The organism is Halorubrum lipolyticum DSM 21995, from assembly GCF_000337375.1.
GTDB lineage: Archaea > Halobacteriota > Halobacteria > Halobacteriales > Haloferacaceae > Halorubrum > Halorubrum lipolyticum.
On sequence record NZ_AOJG01000028.1, the window covers coordinates 104,369 to 123,062 of the forward strand.

Sequence of the window (18,694 nt, forward strand, 5' to 3'; positions counted from 1 at the left end):
GGACGCTACGCGGCGACACCGGAGCGGTCGTTCCGCCGGGTTCGTTCGCACTATGTTAATCTCACTTCTTTTAGGGCGTATTATATAAACTAATTTACTACTGCGACCGAATCACACGCGTATGCTCGAAACGACAAACGGCCGCACGCTGAAAACGACGAGGACGTCGTTGCGGATACTCGAGCTCATCTTGGAACACGACGGACTCACGCTCGCCGAGATCGATCGGATCGTGGACAAGCCGAAAAGCTCCCTTCACAGCCACCTCAACACGCTGTTGGACTGCCGCTACGTCGTGAAGAACGGGCGGACGTACTCGGCCAGCTTTCGCCTCGCGGTGCTCGGCGATCGGGCGCGGCGCGGCGACCTCGAAGTCGTCGCGACCGACACGGTCGAACGGCTCGCGGAGGAAACCGGCGAGGAGGCCAACTTCACGGTGTTCGAACACGGGCGGCTCCTGCTGCTCCACGGCTCCACGAACCAGGCGGAACACGAGGGAGAGGGGGGGTTCCGAACGGAGTACTACCTCCACAACACCGCCGCCGGGAAGGCCATCCTCGCCGAGCTGGGGCGGGACCACGTCGACCGGATTCTCGACGAGTGGGGTATGCCCCGCGAGATCGAGGCCACGGTGACCGACCGCGACCGACTGTACGACCAGTTGGAGGAGATCGCCGGCAAGGGGTACGCGATCATCGACGAGGAGTTCGCTCCGGGGCTCGTCGCGGTCGGCGCGCCCGTCCACGCCGACGGAGAGATCGTCGGCGGACTGAGCATCGGCGGACCGAAGTACCGGATCAACATGACGCGCCTCCACGAGGAGCTCGCGGAGCAACTGCTCGACGCCGTCGAAGGGATGGAAGACGCGCTTCGCGCGTAGTTCATTCGCATTTCGCGAATTCTCGGTCTCAGACGGTCGAGACATCTCGGCACCCCTCCGTGATGAGGAACACCGGGATGGCGCATATAATTACACTCGTAATATTGTAATGTCGGTCTCGTCTCGTCGGATACCCCTTCGAACCCGAGATACGCGGTAACACGGCTCTAACGGCCTTTTCAATCGGATACGCCTCGCAGACGGCATCGCCGTCGAGTCGCTACCGGTTCGGCGTCCGCTCGATGGAACGGCGACCGATCCGGTCATCGACGCCGCGAGCGGAGTCCCGTCCAGTTCGTCGGGAGGAGGGGCCCCGATCGCTTTTCGTCCCGATTATGTGAATGGTTTTTCATTATAATTTCTGCGTGAGACGCGCGACTCGGGGACGGCGGAGTTCGTGATGTCATTCCATGACACACTATTCTCATTATGTGAACGCGTCGTAAAGTCCCGCGTTATGCCGTCGACACGTCGAACGGTCGCCGCACAGCAGTCGCCGCGCAACGGGTGACGGCCGCGGGCCGATCGGTGCTGTTCGAGGGGCGATTGCCCGATTCCCCCAAACACTTATAGAGAGTTGTCGCATGCGTTCCGGTGTCATGCCGAACGATCAGCGGTTTATCGACCCGAGCGATATCGAGACGCTGGAGCTGGAGTGGGGGACGATCAAGTGGCTCAGCACGCCGGAGACGACCGGCGCCGAGGCGTTCAGCTCCGGCGTCGTCGTGTTGACGCCCGGTGAGGGCCACGAGCGTCACACCCATCCGGACAGCGAGGAAGTGCTGTACTTCCTGAACGGCGAAGGCGTCCAGACCATCGGCGACGAGGAGCGGGAGGTCACCCCCGGCGACATGGTGTATATCCCGGCCGGCGTCGAACACAGCACGGAAAACACCGGGTGGGAGCCGATGCGGTTCCTCGCGATGTACGGTCCGCCGGGGCCGGAAGCCGAGATCCGCGACGCGCCCGGGTGCGAGGTTCGCCCTCCCGAGGGGCGCGACATCTGAACGGTCTGGCCCTCCCGAGGGGCGCGACACCTGAACGGTCTTCCCGGGGCGGTACCCGGCTGACCAGAACATTAATTATCCGTCTGGGTAATGTGTTGGTCGTCCATGAAGTTCACACGGGACGAGTCCCTCGAGCGGTTAGAGTCGGTCGTACAGGGCGGAGAGCCGATCATCGGCGCCGGAGCGGGAACCGGAATCTCGGCGAAGTTCGCCGAGCGGGGCGGCGTCGACCTCCTCATCATCTACAACTCGGGGCGGTACCGGATGAACGGTCGCGGCTCCCTGGCGGGCATCCTCCCCTACGGCGACGCCAACGAGATCGTCGTCGAAATGGGTCACGAGGTGATCCCGGTCGTGGAGGACACGCCCGTGCTCGCGGGCGTCAACGGAACCGACCCCTTCCGAGAGATGGACGTGTTCATCGAGGACCTCCGCCGCCGCGGCTTCTCGGGAGTGCAGAACTTCCCGACGGTCGGCCTCATCGACGAGGACAGTTCCTTCCGACAGAACCTGGAGGAGACCGGGATGGGATACGACAAGGAGGTCGAGATGATCCGCGAGGCCAGCGACCAGGGCATGTTGACGTGCCCCTACGTCTTCAACGACGAGCAGGCCCGGGCAATGGCCGAAGCGGGGGCCGACGTCGTCGTCTCGCACATGGGGCTGACGACGTCCGGCGATATCGGCGCCGAGACGGCGCTCGGTCTCGAGGAGGCGGCCGAACGGGTCCAGTCGCACCACGACGCCGCGAAGGCGGTCAACGACGACGTCATGGTCATCTGTCACGGCGGGCCGATCGCGTGGCCGGACGACGCCACGTACGTCCTCAACAACACCGAGGGCGTCGTCGGCTTCTTCGGCGCGTCCAGTATCGAACGGCTTCCGACGGAGGAGGCCATCCAGAACCAGGCCCGCGAGTTCAAGGAGATCGAGTTCTGATGAGTTCGACGGACCGCTCCGAATCGGCGCGCGCGACCGTCGTCATCGTCGGGACGCTCGACACGAAGGGCGAGGAGATCGGCTTCGCGCGCGACGTGCTCGCGGCTCAGGGCGTCGACGTCACCCTCGTCGACGTGGGCGTCATGGGCGACCCCGAAATCGACCCCGACATTTCGGCCGCGGACGTGGCCGACGCGGGCGGCGCCACCCTCGAGGGGCTCAGAGACGCCGGCGACAGGGGCAAGGCGGTCGAGGCGATGGGGGACGGCGCCGCCGCGGTCGCGACGCGTCTCCACGAGAGCGGCGAGCTCGACGGGATCCTCGGCCTCGGCGGGTCGGGGAACACCTCGATCGCGACGGCGGCCATGCGAGCGCTTCCCGTCGGAGTCCCGAAGTTCATGGTGTCGACGGTCGCGTCCGGAGACACGGAACCGTACGTCGGCACGCGCGACATCGCGATGCTGTACTCGGTCGCGGACATCGAGGGGCTCAACCAGCTCTCGCGCACGGTGATCGCGAACGCCGCCCTCGCGATGACCGGGATGGTGACCAACGACCCGGCCGTCGAGACGCCCGACAAGCCCACGATCGGTCTCACCATGTTCGGCGTCACCACGCCCTGCGTCCAGACCGCGCGCGAGTGGCTCGAGGAACGGGGCTACGAGACGATCGTCTTCCACGCGACGGGCACCGGCGGTCGCGCGATGGAGAACCTGATCGCGGAGGGCGTCATCGACGGCGTCCTCGACGCCACGACCACCGAGTGGGCGGACGAACACGTCGGCGGCGTCCTCGCCGCGGGACCGGACCGGCTCGACGCGGCGGCCGAGGCGGGCATCCCGCAGATCGTCTCGACCGGCGCGCTCGACATGGTCAATTTCGGTCCCGAAGAGACGGTGCCCGACGAGTTCGAGGGGCGAACGTTCCACGTCCATAATCCGCAGGTGACGCTGATGCGGACCACGCCGGCGGAGAACACCGAAATCGGGCGGATCATCGCGGAGAAGCTCAACGCCGCGACCGGCCCGGTGTCGCTCGCGCTTCCGCTCGCCGGCGTCTCGATGCTCGACGACGAAGGCGAGCCGTTTCACGACCCCGAGGCGGACGAGGCCCTCTTCGAATCGCTCCGGACGCACATCGACGAGGACGTACAGCTGCTGGAACTGGACGCGAACATCAACGACGAGGCCTTCGCCGTCGCGATGGCCGAACGGCTCCACGAGTACATGCAACGGTGAGCCCCGCGAAGACCAGTTATGGCGGCCGATCCCGGTCGATTTCGGCCGAGCCCGACACGAAGCGGGATCGACAGCGACGGTAGACCCGTTCCGATCACGGGAATGACCACCAAAGATTTAAATACTGTATCGTTCCATTTCTTCACGAGTTGCCTAAACAACCATGACAAACAAGCGTGATCCAGGAGACGAGTCTCGGCGTCGATACCTCAAAGGGCTCGCGGCCGGCGGTCTCACCGCCGGATTCGCCGGGTGTACTGGAGGTAACGGCGGCGGGGACGGCGGAGACGGCAGCGACGAGTACGACCCGATCGGGAACTTCCCGCCGGAGGGAGACACGGTCGCTATCGGGTTCAACGGGCCGCTGTCAGGCGCGCTCGGCCCGGACGGACAGGACCAGGAGCTCGGCTTCGACCTCGCGGTCCAACACCTGAACAACGGGGGCGGGCTGGTCGACACCTGGGACGCCCTGAGCGGGGACGGTATTCTCGGGTATCAGATCGAACCGACGAAGGCCGACACCGGCGGGGATCCCGACACGGCGAACTCCAACATCAGCGGGATGATCCAGCAGGACAACATCCAGTTCTGGACCGGCGGCATGTCCAGTACGGTGACTCTCGCGATGCAAGACGTCGCCCAGCGGGAGAAGGTCCCGTTCATGGGCGGCAACTCCACGTCGTCCGGGATCAGCGGGGAAAACTGCTCGCGGTACTACTTCCACCCGACCTTCCACGCGGAGATCATCGGCATGGCCGCCGGGAACCTGCTTCCCGAGGTGCTCGGCGAGGACCGGGAGCTGTTCCACATCTACATGGACTACTCCTACGGCCAGTCGAACCGCGACGCCATGCGCACGCACCTCACCGAGAACGGTCCGTGGGAGGACGCCGGCGGCTCGGCGATCGCCGAGGGGGAGAGCGACCACCAGACGCAGATACGGGACCTGCAGAACTCGGACGCCGACGTGGTCCACTTCGCCAGCTTCGGCGAGTTCGCGGCCAGCGGGCTCTCCCAGATGGTCGACGCCGGAGTCACCGACGAGGTCGACGTGTTCATCCCGCACGTCAGCGCGTTCACCCTCGATCCCATGGGGTCCGACGCGGAAGGGGTGTACGGCATGGAGCCGTGGAACCCGAACTACGACAACGAGGGGTCGAACACCTTCGTCGAGGCGTACCAGGACGAGTACGACGAGATCCCCAACCAGAGCTCGATCCACACCTACGAGTCGATGCTGGTGTACGCCGCCGCCGTCGAGGAGGCGGGCACGTTCCACCCGCCGACGGTCGTGCGGACCCTCGAGGAGTTCGAGTGGGAGCAGGCGTGGGGGCCGTCCCAGTTCCGAGGGTGCGACCACCAGGTCGAGCGACCGTGGCACCTCGTGCAGGGCGTCGACGACGCCACGGCCGAGGAGATCGGCATCCGGACCGAGGTGATGGAGACGACCGACCCGCTCGTGTACGAGTGCGACGCCTACCCGGCCAACGAGTGCGCGATGGACGAGAACGAGTACGGTGACGAGTAGCGTGTCTCCCGACCGGTCGGCTTCGGAGCCACGCGCGACACCCGACACGTTTCGCGACGGTATCCCTCGCGATGACGGCTCCCGCGATGACACCTTTCGCGATGACGGCTCCCGCGATGACGTCCCGGCCGCCACGAACGGAGCCGCCGACCGACACGAGACGACGCGTCCCGGCGTGTCACGCCGAGGGACCGCCGTCTACCAGCCTCGGGTGCGGTGACCGACCGGTGCGACGCAGCTTCAAACGCGATCGAGATACAGTCAAGCCATGGTACCAGTAGACAAGAGGTGGCCGCTCGGATGAGTCTCGTCGAATCGTCCGTCCAGTTCCTGTTCGTCGCGCTGAGCGTGGCGTCGGTGTACCTCCTCGTGGCGTTGGGGTTGTCGATCGTCTTCGGCTCCCTGCAGTTCGTCAACATGGCGCATGGGGCGCTGTACCTGATCGGGGCGTACGTCGGACTGATCGTCGGGTTCGACGTCGGGTTCGGCGGGCTGATCGACCGGTACGGGCTCGCGCCGCTGGGGCTCGACCTCGGCTTCCTCGCCGCCCTCGTCGTGACGCCGATCGTCGTCTTCGTGGCCGGGATCGCGATGGAACGACTCCTCGCGAACCCGCTGTACGACCGCCCGCTGCTCGATCAGCTGTTGGTGACGTTCGGCGTTTTGCTGATCTTCCAAGAGGGATTCAACCTCGTCTTCGGCCGAACCGGATTCAACTACGCCCGGCCCGGCTGGGCGTCCGGGCCGGTGCTCATCCCCGGTATCGGGTCGGTGTCGCGGTGGCGGATCTACGTCGTGCTCCTCGCGCTCGTCTTCCTCGGGGTCCTCTTCGCCTTCTACAAGTACACGGATTACGGCCTCGCGGTCAGGGCCGGCACCGAGGACACCGAAATGACCGAGCTGCTCGGCATCCGCATCGGTCGCCCGTTCCTGTTGATCTTCGCCATCGGTGCGGCCTACGCCGGCCTCGCCGGCATGCTCGGCGGCTCGCTGTTCGGCGTGAACGCCGGCATGGGGTTCGGGAACATCATCCCCGCGCTGGTCATCGTGATCATGGGCGGAGTCGGCTCGATCAAGGGGACCACGATCGGGGCGTTGCTCGCCGGTTTCGTCTTCGCTGCGGTGACGCAGGTCTGGCCGAGCATGGCGACGGCGAGCATCTACGCGCTGGCGATCGTGGTGTTGACGATCCGACCGAGCGGCATCTACCCGACGGGGGAGATCGGCCAATGAGCGCCGAGCCATCGGCGGAGGGCGACGACGACGAACCGGCGTCGGGTGCGCTCGAGACGTGGGACCGGATCAAGCACACGGAGCGGTTCGTGCTGGTCAGCGCCCTCGTCTTCGTCGCCGTGTTCCCGTGGGCGTTCACGAGCCTGCCGCTGGTCCCGAACAACCTGCTCGCGTACGACCAGCTCGCTCGCCTGGTGCTCATCTGGGGGATCTTCGCGCTGGGGTTCAACCACCTGCTGGGCCAGACCGGGCTGCTGTCGTTCGGCCACGCGATGTTCTTCGGCGGCTCGGCGTACGCGACGGCCCTGTTCGCGAACCACGTCGTCGCCGACCCGCTCCTCTCGGTCGTCGTCGGCGTGTGCTTCGCGCTCCTGTTGGCGGTCGTGACGCCGTTCGTCCTGCTCCGGCTCCACACGGTCTACTTCGCGATCGTGACGCTCGCGATCGCACAGATGCTGTACTACATGGCCAGAGAGCCCTTCGAGGGGATCACCGGCGGTATCAACGGCCTCGGGGTCGATCGAAGCCCGCTCTTCGGCCTTCTCGAACTGGGGGCCGATATCCCGGGGATCTTCGGCGCGCTCTGGGGGACGTACATGTACCTCTTCATCGCCGCGTTCTTCGTCGGCGTCGTCGTGTTCATTACGCGCGTCCGGAAGTCTCCGTACGGGCTGATATTCAAGGCGGTCCGGGAAAACGAGACCCGGGCGTCGTTCGTCGGGCTCGACGTCTGGCGGTACAAGTTCGCGGCGTTCGTCATCTCGGGATTCGTCGCCGGGATCGCCGGGGGACTCCTGCCGATGGAGACATACTTCACCGGCGTCGAACGCCTCCACTGGACGCTCAGCGGCGACGTGGTCATGATGACCGTGCTGGGCGGGTTGGGGACGGTCGCGGGCCCGATACTCGGCGTGATCGTCTTCCTCTACTTCGAGGGCGTCGTCAACGGGCTCGACGTGATCGGCGGCTACTGGCTACTGTCGCTCGCGCTCGCGTTCACGGCCGTCGTCTGGAAGTACCCCGACGGACTCTGGGGAATGATCACGAGTGTCAGCTCGCGGCTTCGGTCTCGGAGAGGTGATCAGTGATGCCACTACTCGAAACGCGCAATCTCACGAAGACGTTCGGTGGTCTGAAAGCGCTCGACGACGTGACCGTCTCGGTCGACCAGGGCGAGCTCGTCTCGCTCATCGGACCGAACGGCGCCGGGAAATCGACGCTGATCAACACCATCACGGGGATGCTGGAGCCGACCTCCGGCGAGATCACCTACGCGGGGACCGATCTCATCGGGCTCGACCCGTTCGAGATCGCCCAGCTCGGCGTCGGCCGGTCGTTCCAGACCGCGTCGATCTTCCCCGAACTCACCGTCAGGGAGAACATCCAGGTGGCGGCGTTCGCGACCGAACACGGCTCGTTCACCGTCAACTTCCTCAGCCGGCGCGACAGCTACGACGCGGTCCGGGACCGCACGGACCACATCCTCGAAACCATCGAACTGGAGGACAACGCCGGGGCGGTCGCGGAATCGCTCCCCTACGGCGACAAGCGACGGCTGGAGGTCGCCATCGGGTTGGCCACGGATCCGGACCTGATGTTCATGGACGAGCCCACGGCGGGGATGTCGCCGGGCGAAACCGAGATGACGGTGTCGCTCATCCGCGAACTCCTCGCCGACTGGAACATGACGATCTTCCTCGTGGAGCACGATATGGACGTCATCTTCGACGTCTCCGACCGGATCTTCACGCTCAACGACGGCGCGATCATCGCGAAGGGGACGCCCGACGAGATCAAGAGCGACCCCGCGGTCCGCGAGGCGTACCTCGGAGGTGAGGCGGAATGACGCTGCTCGAACTCGACGACGTCCACGCCTACTACGGCGCGAGCCACATCCTGCGCGGCGTGTCGATGGCCGTCGACGAAGGAGAGGTCATCTCGCTGCTGGGTCGCAACGGCGCCGGCAAGACCACGACCGTCAGAAGCATCACCGGGACGGAGCCGCCCGAAGTCCGCTCCGGAACCGTTCGCTTCGACGGGGCCGACATCACCGACTGGCCGACCGACGACATCACGCGGGCCGGCATCGGCGTGGTCCCCGAGGGGCGGCGGCTGTTCACCGAGCTGACGGTCGAAGAGAACCTCAAGATGTCGGAGATCGCCAGCGCCTCGTGGAACACGGTCCGTCGGCGCGCGTCCGGAAGCGGACCGCCCACGATGGAGATCGACGAGCTGTACGAGCTGTTCCCGCGACTCGAAGAGCGCCGCTCACAGCGGTCCGGGACGCTCTCCGGCGGCGAACAGCAGATGCTCTCGATCGCCAGAACCCTGCGGCTCCCCGACCTCGACCTCCTGCTGCTCGACGAGCCCACGGAGGGGCTCGCCCCGCAGATCATCCGATCCGTCTCGGAGTCGATCCGCGAGATCTCGGACCAGGGCCTGACCGTCCTCCTGATCGAACAGAACGTCCGCGAGGCGCTGAAGCTCGCCGATCGCGGGTACGTCTTGGATCAGGGCGAGATGGTCTACGAGGGGACGGTCGAGGAGCTCGAAAACGAGGACTTAGACGAGTACCTCGTGGTGTGAGGCGCCCGTCTCCGCAGCCGGACCGGGCGTCTCCCCGCACGGTCGACCGGTCCGCGAAGCCCAAAGCGTTATTACGTGACGACAGGAGAGTCGAGACGTGATGAATAGTGACAGACGGAGCTTCCTCGCCGCCGCGTCGACGGCCTCGTTCGGTCTTCTCGGCGGCTGCGTCGGTCCGCGGGGCGACGACTCGGGGTCGCACCCCGTCTCGGAGCCGGTGACCGAGTGGCCGTCGTTCCGGGGCGACCGCTACAACACCGGCTTCGCGAGGGGCGTCTCACCGACGAGCGCGGACCCGTCGGTCGAGTGGACCTACGACGCCGACGGGCCGTTCTGGGGGAGCCCGGTCGTCGCCGACGGCGCCGTGTTCGTCGGCAACGCGGACGGGACGGTGTACGCGTTCGACGCGGCGACGGGCGAGGAGCGGTGGACGTTCGCGACGGATAACCGGATCGAGGGGTCGCCCGCGTACGCCGACGGGACGGTGTACGTCGGATCCTACGACACGCGCGTGTACGCGATCGACGCCGACAGCGGCGAAGCGACGTGGCGACGCGACCTCGGGGGGCTGATCCGCGGGAGCCCGACGGTGGTCGGTGAGACGGCGTACATCGGCGTGGGCTGTCACAACCTCGCGTGTGCGGTGTACGCGGAAGAGTCGGATGCGCCCAGCGCGACCGACGACGGCTGGGTCTACGCGCTGGACACGGTCACGGGGGAGACCGACTGGCGGTACGGGGTCGGCGACGAGGTCGTGAGCACGCCGGCAGTGGACGACGACACGGTGTACGTCGGGGCCTCGGACGACACGTTCTACGCGCTCGACGCCGGATCGGGGGAGGAAGTCTGGACCTACGACGTGGGGGACATGGTGTGGTCGAGCCCGACCCTCGCGTTCGACACCGTGTACTTCGGGGACTGGAACGGGATCGTCCACGCGGTCGACGCCGCCTCGGGCGAGGCCGAGTGGACTGCGGACCCGTTCGCCCGCTACATCTCCGGCTCCGTCGCCGTCGACGACTCGGGGGTCTACGTGGGGGATACGCCCTACAACACGCTGGACGACCCCAACACGCACTACGGCGAGATGCACAAGTTCGACCGCCGCTCCGGCGAGGAGCTGTGGAGCTTCGAGACGGACGCGCTGGAGGTGGGCAGCAGCCCCGTCGTCACCGACGACCGCCTCTACTTCGGGACGCACGGGCAGACGGATCGGGACGGGCTCGGCGTCTACGGACTCACGACCGACGGCGACGAGGCGTGGTTCATCGAGGTGGGCGGCCGCGGCGTCGGGTCGAGTCCAGCGCTCGTCGACGGGACCCTGTACGTCAGCGGAACCGACGGCCGGATGTACGCCATCGAGTGAGGGCGGCCGTCAGTACTTCCCGTCCCTTATTCTCACCCCGAAACCACTGAACGGATCCGCCCGACGACCGCGAACCCAGCGGGGACGCCCCGCGAGATTATGAAAACCGAACTCGACGCCGTTCCGCAGATATGTCACTTTTAAACACAGTTAAAATACCTGTAAAGTCGGCAGCAAGGCGGAGCCGAGTAGCCGTTCGCAATCGGGTACAGAAGATCGGCTTTCGGCCGGTTCGCGGTGAACGCGCGGATCGCGTCGCCGTCGATCGAAAGCCGTCGCGGTTGCCACTGAAAGCGGACAGAAACGCTATTAACGGGCCTATTAGCCGCATCTGTTCACATCGAACGGGTTTTTCCTCCGAGTTCGCCGAGAAGCGCGGTGTCGAGGGCGTCGCGATATCGTCGATGCCGCGGCCGATCTCACTGCCGATCTCCGACGAGAACGCCTCGACGACCGCGTTCGACGACGCGGGTTCGGGACCTTCGTCGAACATATAAGTTATAAAGAAGAAAAAATAATATTTTTGTTTTTAAATATTTTCGATCACGTCGACCTTTCGACCGCGGAACACACCGCACGGGAGACTCTCTCGGCGTGATACCGTATTTATAATACGTGAATAGAAGCGTCTCTTTGCTCGCCTCGCGAGTGCTATTTGAGAGAAGGGGTTTATATAATTGACAAAACGCCAGCGTCTATATATCACCCCTGAGAGGGTCCGGATATGCGAACGATTTCACTGTCGGGGCCCTGGCGACTCAGCCTCGATCCGGAGCGGGACGACGACGTCGACGAGTGGACCGAGGGCGCGACTGACGGAACGATCCACCTCCCGGGGACGACCGACGAGTACGGCTACGGCGAGACGACCGACGACCGGTCGCGGGAGCACCTCGCGCGGACCCACCGCTACGAGGGCCCGGCGTGGTATCGGCGAACCGTCTCGGTGCCCGACTCCTGGAACGGCAAACGCGTGCTGGCCGTCTTCGAGCGCGCGCGACCGACCGCGCTGTGGGTCGACGGGCAGCGTCTCGGCTCTCGGGAGTGTCTGAGCACGCCGCACGTCTACGACGTCACCGACGCGGTCACGCCCGGCGAGTGCGAACTCGTCCTTCGGGTCGACAACGACGACGAGTCGATGGACCGCCCCGGCGTGAACCGCTCGCACGCGAAGACCGAACACACCCAGACCAACTGGAACGGCGCCGTCGGGGACCTCCGCCTCGAGGCGACGGACCCGGTCTGGATCGAGGACGTCCGGACGGTCCCCGACCCCGCCGCGGGTGCGGTCGACCTCGAGATAACGCTCGGCAACGCGACGGGCGACGAGATCGAGGGGACGGTGAGGGCGGCCGCTCGGAGCGTGAACACCGACGAGGCGCACGTCGCCCCCGCGAGTGAACGGGCGGTCACCGTCGAACCGGACGACGGAACGACCGGCGAGCGAACGGTCGTCGAGTTCACGTACGACCTCGGTCCGGAGTCGCTCACCTGGGACGAGTTCTCGCCGGCGGTGTACGAGCTGACCGCCTCGCTCGAGACCGAAGCGCACGCCCACGAGTTCGAAACCGCCTTCGGGCTTCGGGAGTTCGCCGCCGACGGCACGCAGTTTTCGATCAACGGAACGACGGTCTTCCTCCGGGGACGAACCGACTGCGCCGTCTTCCCCGACACCGGCTACCCGCCGACGACCGCCGCCGAGTGGATCGAGCACATGGAGGCCGCGAAAGCCCACGGCATCAACCACTACCGCTTCCACAGCTGGTGTCCGCCCCGGGCCGCGTTCGAGGCGGCGGACCGGGTCGGGATCTACCTCCAACCGGAGCTCTCCCAGTGGGACGCCCGCGAATCGCTCGTCGCGGACGACGACTACGAGTACTACCTGTCTCTTATACACATCNACGAGAATCAGGGCGACGAGGAGCGCATGACCGCTCTCGTCGAACACTGTCGCGAACGGGACGACCGTCGCCTGTACGCTTACGGCGCGAACAACTTCCTCTCCTCGCCGCACCCCGGCGCGGCGGACGACTTCTTCGTCACCGCGAACGTCCCGAACGACCCCGCGGCCAGCCACTGGGACGTCGAGCGGACGCCCGTTCGCGGCACGGGACACATCAACGACCAGCCGCCGTCGACGACCACCGAGTACGGCGAGAAGCTCGCACCGTACGACCTCCCCGTGATCACCCACGAGATCGGGCAGTTCCAGGTCTACCCCGACTTCGACGAGGCGAGAAAGTACACCGGCGTCCTCGAAGCGCGTAACCTCGAGCGGTTCGAGCGGTCGCTCGCCGACCGGTACATGGAGGGACGAGACGACGCGTTTCAGGCGGCGTCCGGCGCGCTCGCGGTCTCCTGCTATCGCGAGGAGATCGAGGCGGCGTTCCGCACGCCGGAGCTCGGTGGGTTCCAGCTGCTGGGCTTGGACGACTTTCCGGGGCAGGGGACCGCTCTCGTCGGAGTCCTCGACGCGTTCATGGAATCGAAGGGGCTGATCGCGCCGCACGAGTGGCGGCGGTTCTGCGCGGCGCGGGTACCGCTCGTCCTCATGGACGGCTACACTTGGACGGCCGACGAGACGTTCGAGGCGGAGGTGCAACTCGCCAACTACGGCCCCGATACGCTCACCGACGCGACGCCCACCTGGTCGATCGTCGACCCCGACCGGGGGGCTGACGCGGAGCCGCTCGCGGCGGGAGCGCTCGCCACTCGGCACGTCCCCCAGGGCGAACTGGCGACGCTCGGAGCTATCGAGGCCCCCCTGGAAGCGGTGCGCTCCCCGGCGAAACTCGAGGTCGAGGTCGTCGTCGAGACCGACGAGGCGGACGACCTCCGAACGTCCTATCCGATCTGGGTGTATCCGGACCCGGACGAGGTGCGGGATCCGGACGCCGCCGCTCTCGACGGCGTCACCGTCCGCACGCGGTTCGACGAGGGGACGCGGGCGCTCCTCGATGACGGCGAGCGGGTCCTCCTGCTCCCTGAGTCGGGCGCCCTCCGGTACTCTCTCGAGGGATCGTTCCAGCCGGATTTCTGGAACTACGAGGTGTTCAAGCGAAACGGGAAACCCGGGACGCTCGGGATGCTGTGCGACCCCGACCATCCGCTGTTCGACGCGTTCCCGACCGACGGGCACAGCGACTGGCAGTGGTGGCCGCTGCTGCGCCGGTCGCGGCCGGTCGTCCTGGACGACGCACCGGCAGAGTTCGAACCGACCGTACAGGTCATCGACACGCTCTACCGCAACCACAAGCTGGGCGTCTACTTCGAGACCGCCGTCGGCGACGGGAGGCTGGCCGTCTGCACGCTCGACCTCTCGCGGACGAGCGCGCCGGTAGTCCGCCAGTTCCGCCGCAGTCTCGCCTCCTACCTCGCCTCCGAGGCCTTCGATCCGGAGCCCGACATCTCGACCGGCGTGCTCGAGAGCCTCCTCGCCGCCGGAGGCGACGAAAGCCGACGATACGGCGACGACGCCGGCGCCTGGGTCGAACACGAGTGACGCCGAGTGTGAACGCCCCACAACCGTTTCAGACAGCTCTCGCCGACCGTCGCCCCGTGTCCCGGCTGACAACGGTCCCGGGCACACCCGACGATTTTAATACTCGATAACCGACAGCAGACGTATGCGAGATTGGATACGAACGTACGAGGAGCGCGACTGGCAAACGGCGACGGACGGGACGCTCCGCTACGCCCTGCTCGGACTCGGGTGGTGGACGCTCGACGTGGCGCTGCCGGCCATCGCGGACTCCGACCTGGGCGAAGTGACGGTGTTGGTCAGCAGTTCCACGGAGAAGGCCGAACGCGCGGCGGCCGACAACGACGTGGACCGCGGCATCAGCTACGACGAGTTCCACGACTCCGTGGCGAGCGACGAGTACGACGCCCTCTACGTCGGGACGCCGAACGCGCTCCACCTCGACTACGTCGAGACGGCGGCGGACCTCGGAACGCCGGTTCTCTGCGAGAAGCCGATGGAGTCGACCGTCGAACGCGCCGAGCGAATGGTCGAGGCCTGCGAGGCCGCCGACGTACCGCTGATGATCGCCTACCGGATGCACACCGATCCGGCCGTGAGACGCGCGCGGGAACTGATCGCGGACGGGTTCCTCGGCGAACCGGTGTCGGTCTACGGGCACAACACGCAGCCGATCCTCGAGATGAACCCGGACCCCGACCAGTGGCGCCTCGATCCCGACCTCTCGGGGTACGGCACGTCGGTGATGGACCTGGGCATCTATTCGCTCAACACCGCGCGCTTCCTGCTCCGGAAAGAGCCGGTCGCGGTCTCCAGCGAGATGCACTCGGGCCACGAGGCGTTCGACGACGTGCCGGACGAGCGCTCCTCCTCGCTCCTGCGCCTCGAGGACGACGTCACCATGGTCACGACGGCGAGTCAGAACGCGCACGCCGACACGCACCTCAAGATCACCGGGACCGAGGGCCAAATCGAACTCCACCCGGCGTTCCACGGCGAGGTGGCGCTCCGTCTCAGGCGAGACGACCTCTCGGTCGAAGTCACACACGAGAGCTTCGACGCCCAGCGCGAGATGCGCGAGGAGTTCGACTACTTCGCCGACCGTGTGCTCACCGACGGCGACATCTATCCCGACGGCCGCCACGGGTTACGAGACATGCGGATCGTCCGGGCGATCCACGAGGCCGGCGAATCGGGCGAGCGCGTCGACATCCGGTAGGACGGTCGCCCCCTCGCTCCGACTCGTTCGGCCCGGGTGTGGAGGCTCCGTCGGCGTCGGCGCGCTCGGTACCGCTCTCAGCGCTTTTCCTGCGCGCGATCTTCCCAGCCGGACTCCCAGAGGTCGATGGTGTGCACCTTCTCCTCGGTGTACTCGTGCTCCTCGATGACGTCGTGCTCGAGCTCGATACCGTATCCGGGGCCGTCCGGGATCTGCATATAGCCGTCCTCGACGACGAGCGGCTCTTTCAGCAGGTCGTCGATCCAGTCCACGTCGTACGTCTGGAACATCTCTTGGATGCGGAAGTTCGGGACGGACGTACAGAAGTGACCGTAGATGGCTCCTGCGACGGGACCCTGCGGATTGTGCGGGGCGATGTCGACGTGGTCGGCCTCCGCGAGGCCGGCGATCTTCTTGCCCTCAGTGATGCCACCGGTGTTCATCAGGTCGGGCTGGAGGACGTCGACGTCGGTGCGCGTGACCAGCTCGTAGAAGTCGTGTTTGGTCATGTGCCGCTCGCCCGTCGCGACCGGGATCGGCGACTTCCGCGACACCTCCGCGAGGCTGTTGATGGAGTCCGGCGGGCACGGCTCTTCGAGCCAGGTCGGGTCGAACTCCGCGAGCTCGCGGGCGATCTCGACCGCCTGCCCCGCGGAGAAGCGGCCGTGACACTCGACGAGGAGGTCGACGTCGGGGCCGACGGCCTCGCGGACCGCACCGACGATGTCGACCGCCCTGTTCTGCTCTTTGCGCGACATGGACTGCCACGCGGTGCCGAACGGGTCGAACTTCATCGCGTCGTAGCCGTCGTCGACGACGCGTTCGGCGGCCTCGGCGAAGCCCTCGGGGCTGCCCCCGGTGTCTTGGTACCAGCCGTTCGCGTACGCACGCAGCTCGGTGCCGTGAACCGGGCCGCCGAGCAGGTCGTACACGGGTTTGTCGAGTATCTTGCCCTTGATGTCCCAACACGCCATATCGACGGCGGAGACGACGGTGGTGTTAATGACGTTCTTGGAGAACCACTCGTCGCGGTACATCTCTAACCACAACGATTCGGTGTCGAACGGGTCTCGTCCGACGAAGAAATTGGACATCTCCTCGATGGCCGTCGCGACCGTGCGGGGTTTGTCGTGCGTGGTCGCCTCGGCGATCCCGGTGACGCCCGCGTCCGTCTCGAGTTCGACGAACACCCAAGGCTTCCACGGATTCGCGACCAGATATGTGTCTACGCCGGTGATGCTAACGCCTGACATTACACTCGGGCAGTCTGGCACCGAACTATTATATTTATCCATCTATTTCCCGTCCCGTTCTCGGCACGACATCACGGGAGCGCGGCCGGTCACCCCTGCCGACCGGAGTGCGGTTTGAGACCGGAGTGCGGTTTGAGACCGGAGCGCAGTTTGAGGACCCGACGCACGAGACGCCCGCTCCCGACCGCTCGCAACCCCTCCGGGACCACGGCCTCGGAGGACGGCCGGCCGTCGGTCGCTCCGTACCGCTCTCTGTGCGACTGCAATACACTTATTTGCTTGAGGCAAACACCTAGTTACCATGGAGCACGCACTCGTCGTCATTAACGACACCGACGCGCACAGAGCACTGCTCGCGGAATCCGGCCAGCTGGCTCACGACAACGGCGCGAAACTAACCGTGCTCTCGTGGATAACGCCGAGTGAAATCGACGAGGCCGCGAAGAACCTCGAAGTGATCGAACACACCGAGGGAACGTCGTACAGCAGCCCCGATTCGTCCTCCGTCGCGGAGCGGTTCGCGAAGGAGTTCGCGACGGACGTGTTCGCTTCCCTCGACGATCGGATCGAGTTCACCCCCGATGGGATCGTCACCGAGGGGGACGAACGCGCCGAGAAGATCATCGAGACCGCGGAGCGACTCGGCTGTGACCACCTCTTCATCGTCGGCCGCCGACGCTCACCGACCGGAAAGGCGCTCTTCGGCGACTTCGCACAGCAAGTCCTGCTCAACTTCACGGGGACCGTGACGCTCAAAATGGACTGAACGGCGCGGGAGACGGAGTACCGCAACCGCTCGGCTGATACCGGCTCTCTCACATCCCCAAAAGCGATCTCGATGACGTACCACGGCATACAGGTCGGCACGGGCGGACAGGGCGCGAACTGGTGTGAGGAGTACCTCCCGCCTCACGTCGCCGAGGACCGGATCGAAATCGTCGCCGCAGTCGACATCGACGAGACGAACCACGGGAACGCGATCGAACACCTAGACGTGCCGCCCGAGCGGTGTTACACGGACGTCGAGACGGCGTTCCGGGAGGCGGACGCCGACTTCTGTACGATCGTCGTCCCGCCGTGGGTCCACGAGGAGGTGGTCGACGCCGCCGTCGAGCACGACCTCGACATCCTCTCCGAGAAGCCGATCGCGGACACGCTCGAGGCGTCGGTTCGCATCGCGGAGAAGGTCGAACGGGCGGGGCTCAAGATGGGTGTCACGATGAGCCACCGGTACGACCGGGACAAGACGACCATGCGGCGACGGCTTCGTTCCGGGGAACCGGGCCCGATCGACCACGTCGTCGGTCGCTTCGCCTGCAACGCTCGGTCGCACGGGGCGTGGGGCGCGTTCCGTCACGAGATGGCGGACGTGCTCCTGGTGGAAGGGGCGGTCCACCAGCTCGATTTCATCGACGACATGGTCGGGAGCCCCTGCGAGACGATCTACGCGGACACGTGGCTCCCGGACTGGGCCGAGTACGAAGGCGACGTGCAGGCGCTGGTCCAACTCCGCTTCGCGAACGGTGTCCGCGCCTCGTGGGAGGGGGCCAAAGCCAACGCGACCACGCTCAACGGGTGGGGGAGCGACTACCTCCGCGCCGAGTGCCGCGAGGAGACGCTCGTCCTCGACGACCGCGAGCTGACGCGATACCCGTACGACGCCGACCGCGAAGGGGTCGTCGGGAGCCTCGACGAGGACCTCGGCGAGCCGATTCGCCTCGACGAACGGGACCGGTGGATGAACGCCTGGCTCGTCGGGCAGTTCGTGGCGTGGCTCGACGGCGGCGAGCCGATGGCGACCAACGTCCGCGACAACCTCCAGTCGATGGCGTTGATCGAAGCCGCGATAGAGAGCAGCCGGACCGGAGCACCCGTCTCCGTCCAGACTCTACTCGAAGCGACCCGAGACGCCGTCTCGATCGACTGACCGCCCGGTCCGCCGTCTCCGCTCCGTCGCGTCTCTC

General features: G+C 66.1%; 15 protein-coding genes. 14 read left to right on the forward strand and 1 reads right to left on the reverse strand.

Annotated elements, in window-relative coordinates; translation table 11 throughout:
* The first annotated feature begins 121 nt into the window (after positions 1-121).
* The 12 genes from C469_RS09870 (at position 122) to gfo6 (ending at position 15,477) form a co-directional block, all read left to right on the forward strand.
* Complete coding sequence (locus tag C469_RS09870; RefSeq protein ID WP_008006194.1) at positions 122-880, forward strand: IclR family transcriptional regulator; 759 nt, start codon at positions 122-124, stop codon at positions 878-880.
* Between the two features lie 599 nt (positions 881-1,479).
* Positions 1,480-1,887 (forward strand): cupin domain-containing protein, encoded by a 408-nt coding sequence (locus tag C469_RS09875; RefSeq protein WP_008006196.1) that lies wholly within the window; start codon positions 1,480-1,482, stop codon positions 1,885-1,887.
* Between the two features lie 105 nt (positions 1,888-1,992).
* Complete coding sequence (locus C469_RS09880; protein WP_008006198.1) at positions 1,993-2,826, forward strand: phosphoenolpyruvate hydrolase family protein; 834 nt, start codon at positions 1,993-1,995, stop codon at positions 2,824-2,826.
* On the forward strand, positions 2,826-4,064 hold the full coding sequence (locus C469_RS09885) for a Tm-1-like ATP-binding domain-containing protein (protein WP_008006199.1): 1,239 nt from the start codon (positions 2,826-2,828) through the stop codon (positions 4,062-4,064). Before C469_RS09880 ends, C469_RS09885 begins: the two co-directional genes overlap by 1 nt.
* A gap of 163 nt (positions 4,065-4,227) precedes the next feature.
* On the forward strand, positions 4,228-5,592 hold the full coding sequence (locus C469_RS09890; protein WP_008006202.1) for an ABC transporter substrate-binding protein: 1,365 nt from the start codon (positions 4,228-4,230) through the stop codon (positions 5,590-5,592).
* Positions 5,593-5,892: 300 nt separating this feature from the next.
* Positions 5,893-6,825: a branched-chain amino acid ABC transporter permease gene (locus C469_RS09895; RefSeq protein ID WP_008006203.1), complete on the forward strand. Its 933-nt coding sequence runs from the start codon at positions 5,893-5,895 to the stop codon at positions 6,823-6,825.
* On the forward strand, positions 6,822-7,913 hold the full coding sequence (locus tag C469_RS09900) for a branched-chain amino acid ABC transporter permease (protein ID WP_008006205.1): 1,092 nt from the start codon (positions 6,822-6,824) through the stop codon (positions 7,911-7,913). The genes C469_RS09895 and C469_RS09900 overlap by 4 nt, the downstream gene beginning before the upstream one ends.
* Positions 7,913-8,671, forward strand: coding sequence for an ABC transporter ATP-binding protein (locus C469_RS09905; RefSeq protein WP_008006208.1), 759 nt, complete (start codon positions 7,913-7,915; stop codon positions 8,669-8,671). The genes C469_RS09900 and C469_RS09905 overlap by 1 nt, the downstream gene beginning before the upstream one ends.
* Entirely contained in the window at positions 8,668-9,411 is a 744-nt protein-coding gene (locus C469_RS09910; RefSeq protein ID WP_008006210.1) for an ABC transporter ATP-binding protein, read from the forward strand. Before C469_RS09905 ends, C469_RS09910 begins: the two co-directional genes overlap by 4 nt.
* Before the next feature lie 97 nt (positions 9,412-9,508).
* Positions 9,509-10,777 carry an outer membrane protein assembly factor BamB family protein gene (locus C469_RS09915; protein ID WP_147587280.1) on the forward strand — a complete coding sequence of 423 codons (1,269 nt, stop codon included), beginning with the start codon at positions 9,509-9,511 and terminating at the stop codon, positions 10,775-10,777.
* A gap of 724 nt (positions 10,778-11,501) precedes the next feature.
* Entirely contained in the window at positions 11,502-14,279 is a 2,778-nt protein-coding gene (locus C469_RS09920; protein WP_008006213.1) for a sugar-binding domain-containing protein, read from the forward strand.
* 124 nt (positions 14,280-14,403) lie between these two features.
* On the forward strand, positions 14,404-15,477 hold the full coding sequence (gene gfo6, locus C469_RS09925) for a D-xylose 1-dehydrogenase Gfo6 (RefSeq protein ID WP_008006216.1): 1,074 nt from the start codon (positions 14,404-14,406) through the stop codon (positions 15,475-15,477).
* A 77-nt stretch (positions 15,478-15,554) separates the two neighbouring features.
* Here the strand turns inward: gfo6 and C469_RS09930 are convergent, their stop codons facing one another.
* Positions 15,555-16,730: a mandelate racemase/muconate lactonizing enzyme family protein gene (locus tag C469_RS09930; RefSeq protein WP_049911250.1), complete on the reverse strand. Its 1,176-nt coding sequence runs from the start codon at positions 16,728-16,730 to the stop codon at positions 15,555-15,557.
* Positions 16,731-17,031: 301 nt separating this feature from the next.
* Between C469_RS09930 and C469_RS09935 the strand changes: the two genes are divergently transcribed.
* Both C469_RS09935 and C469_RS09940 read left to right on the forward strand, forming a co-directional pair.
* Positions 17,032-17,496 (forward strand): universal stress protein, encoded by a 465-nt coding sequence (locus tag C469_RS09935; protein ID WP_008006219.1) that lies wholly within the window; start codon positions 17,032-17,034, stop codon positions 17,494-17,496.
* Positions 17,497-17,568: 72 nt separating this feature from the next.
* Entirely contained in the window at positions 17,569-18,657 is a 1,089-nt protein-coding gene (locus C469_RS09940) for a Gfo/Idh/MocA family protein (RefSeq protein ID WP_008006220.1), read from the forward strand.
* The last annotated feature ends 37 nt before the right edge of the window (positions 18,658-18,694 follow it).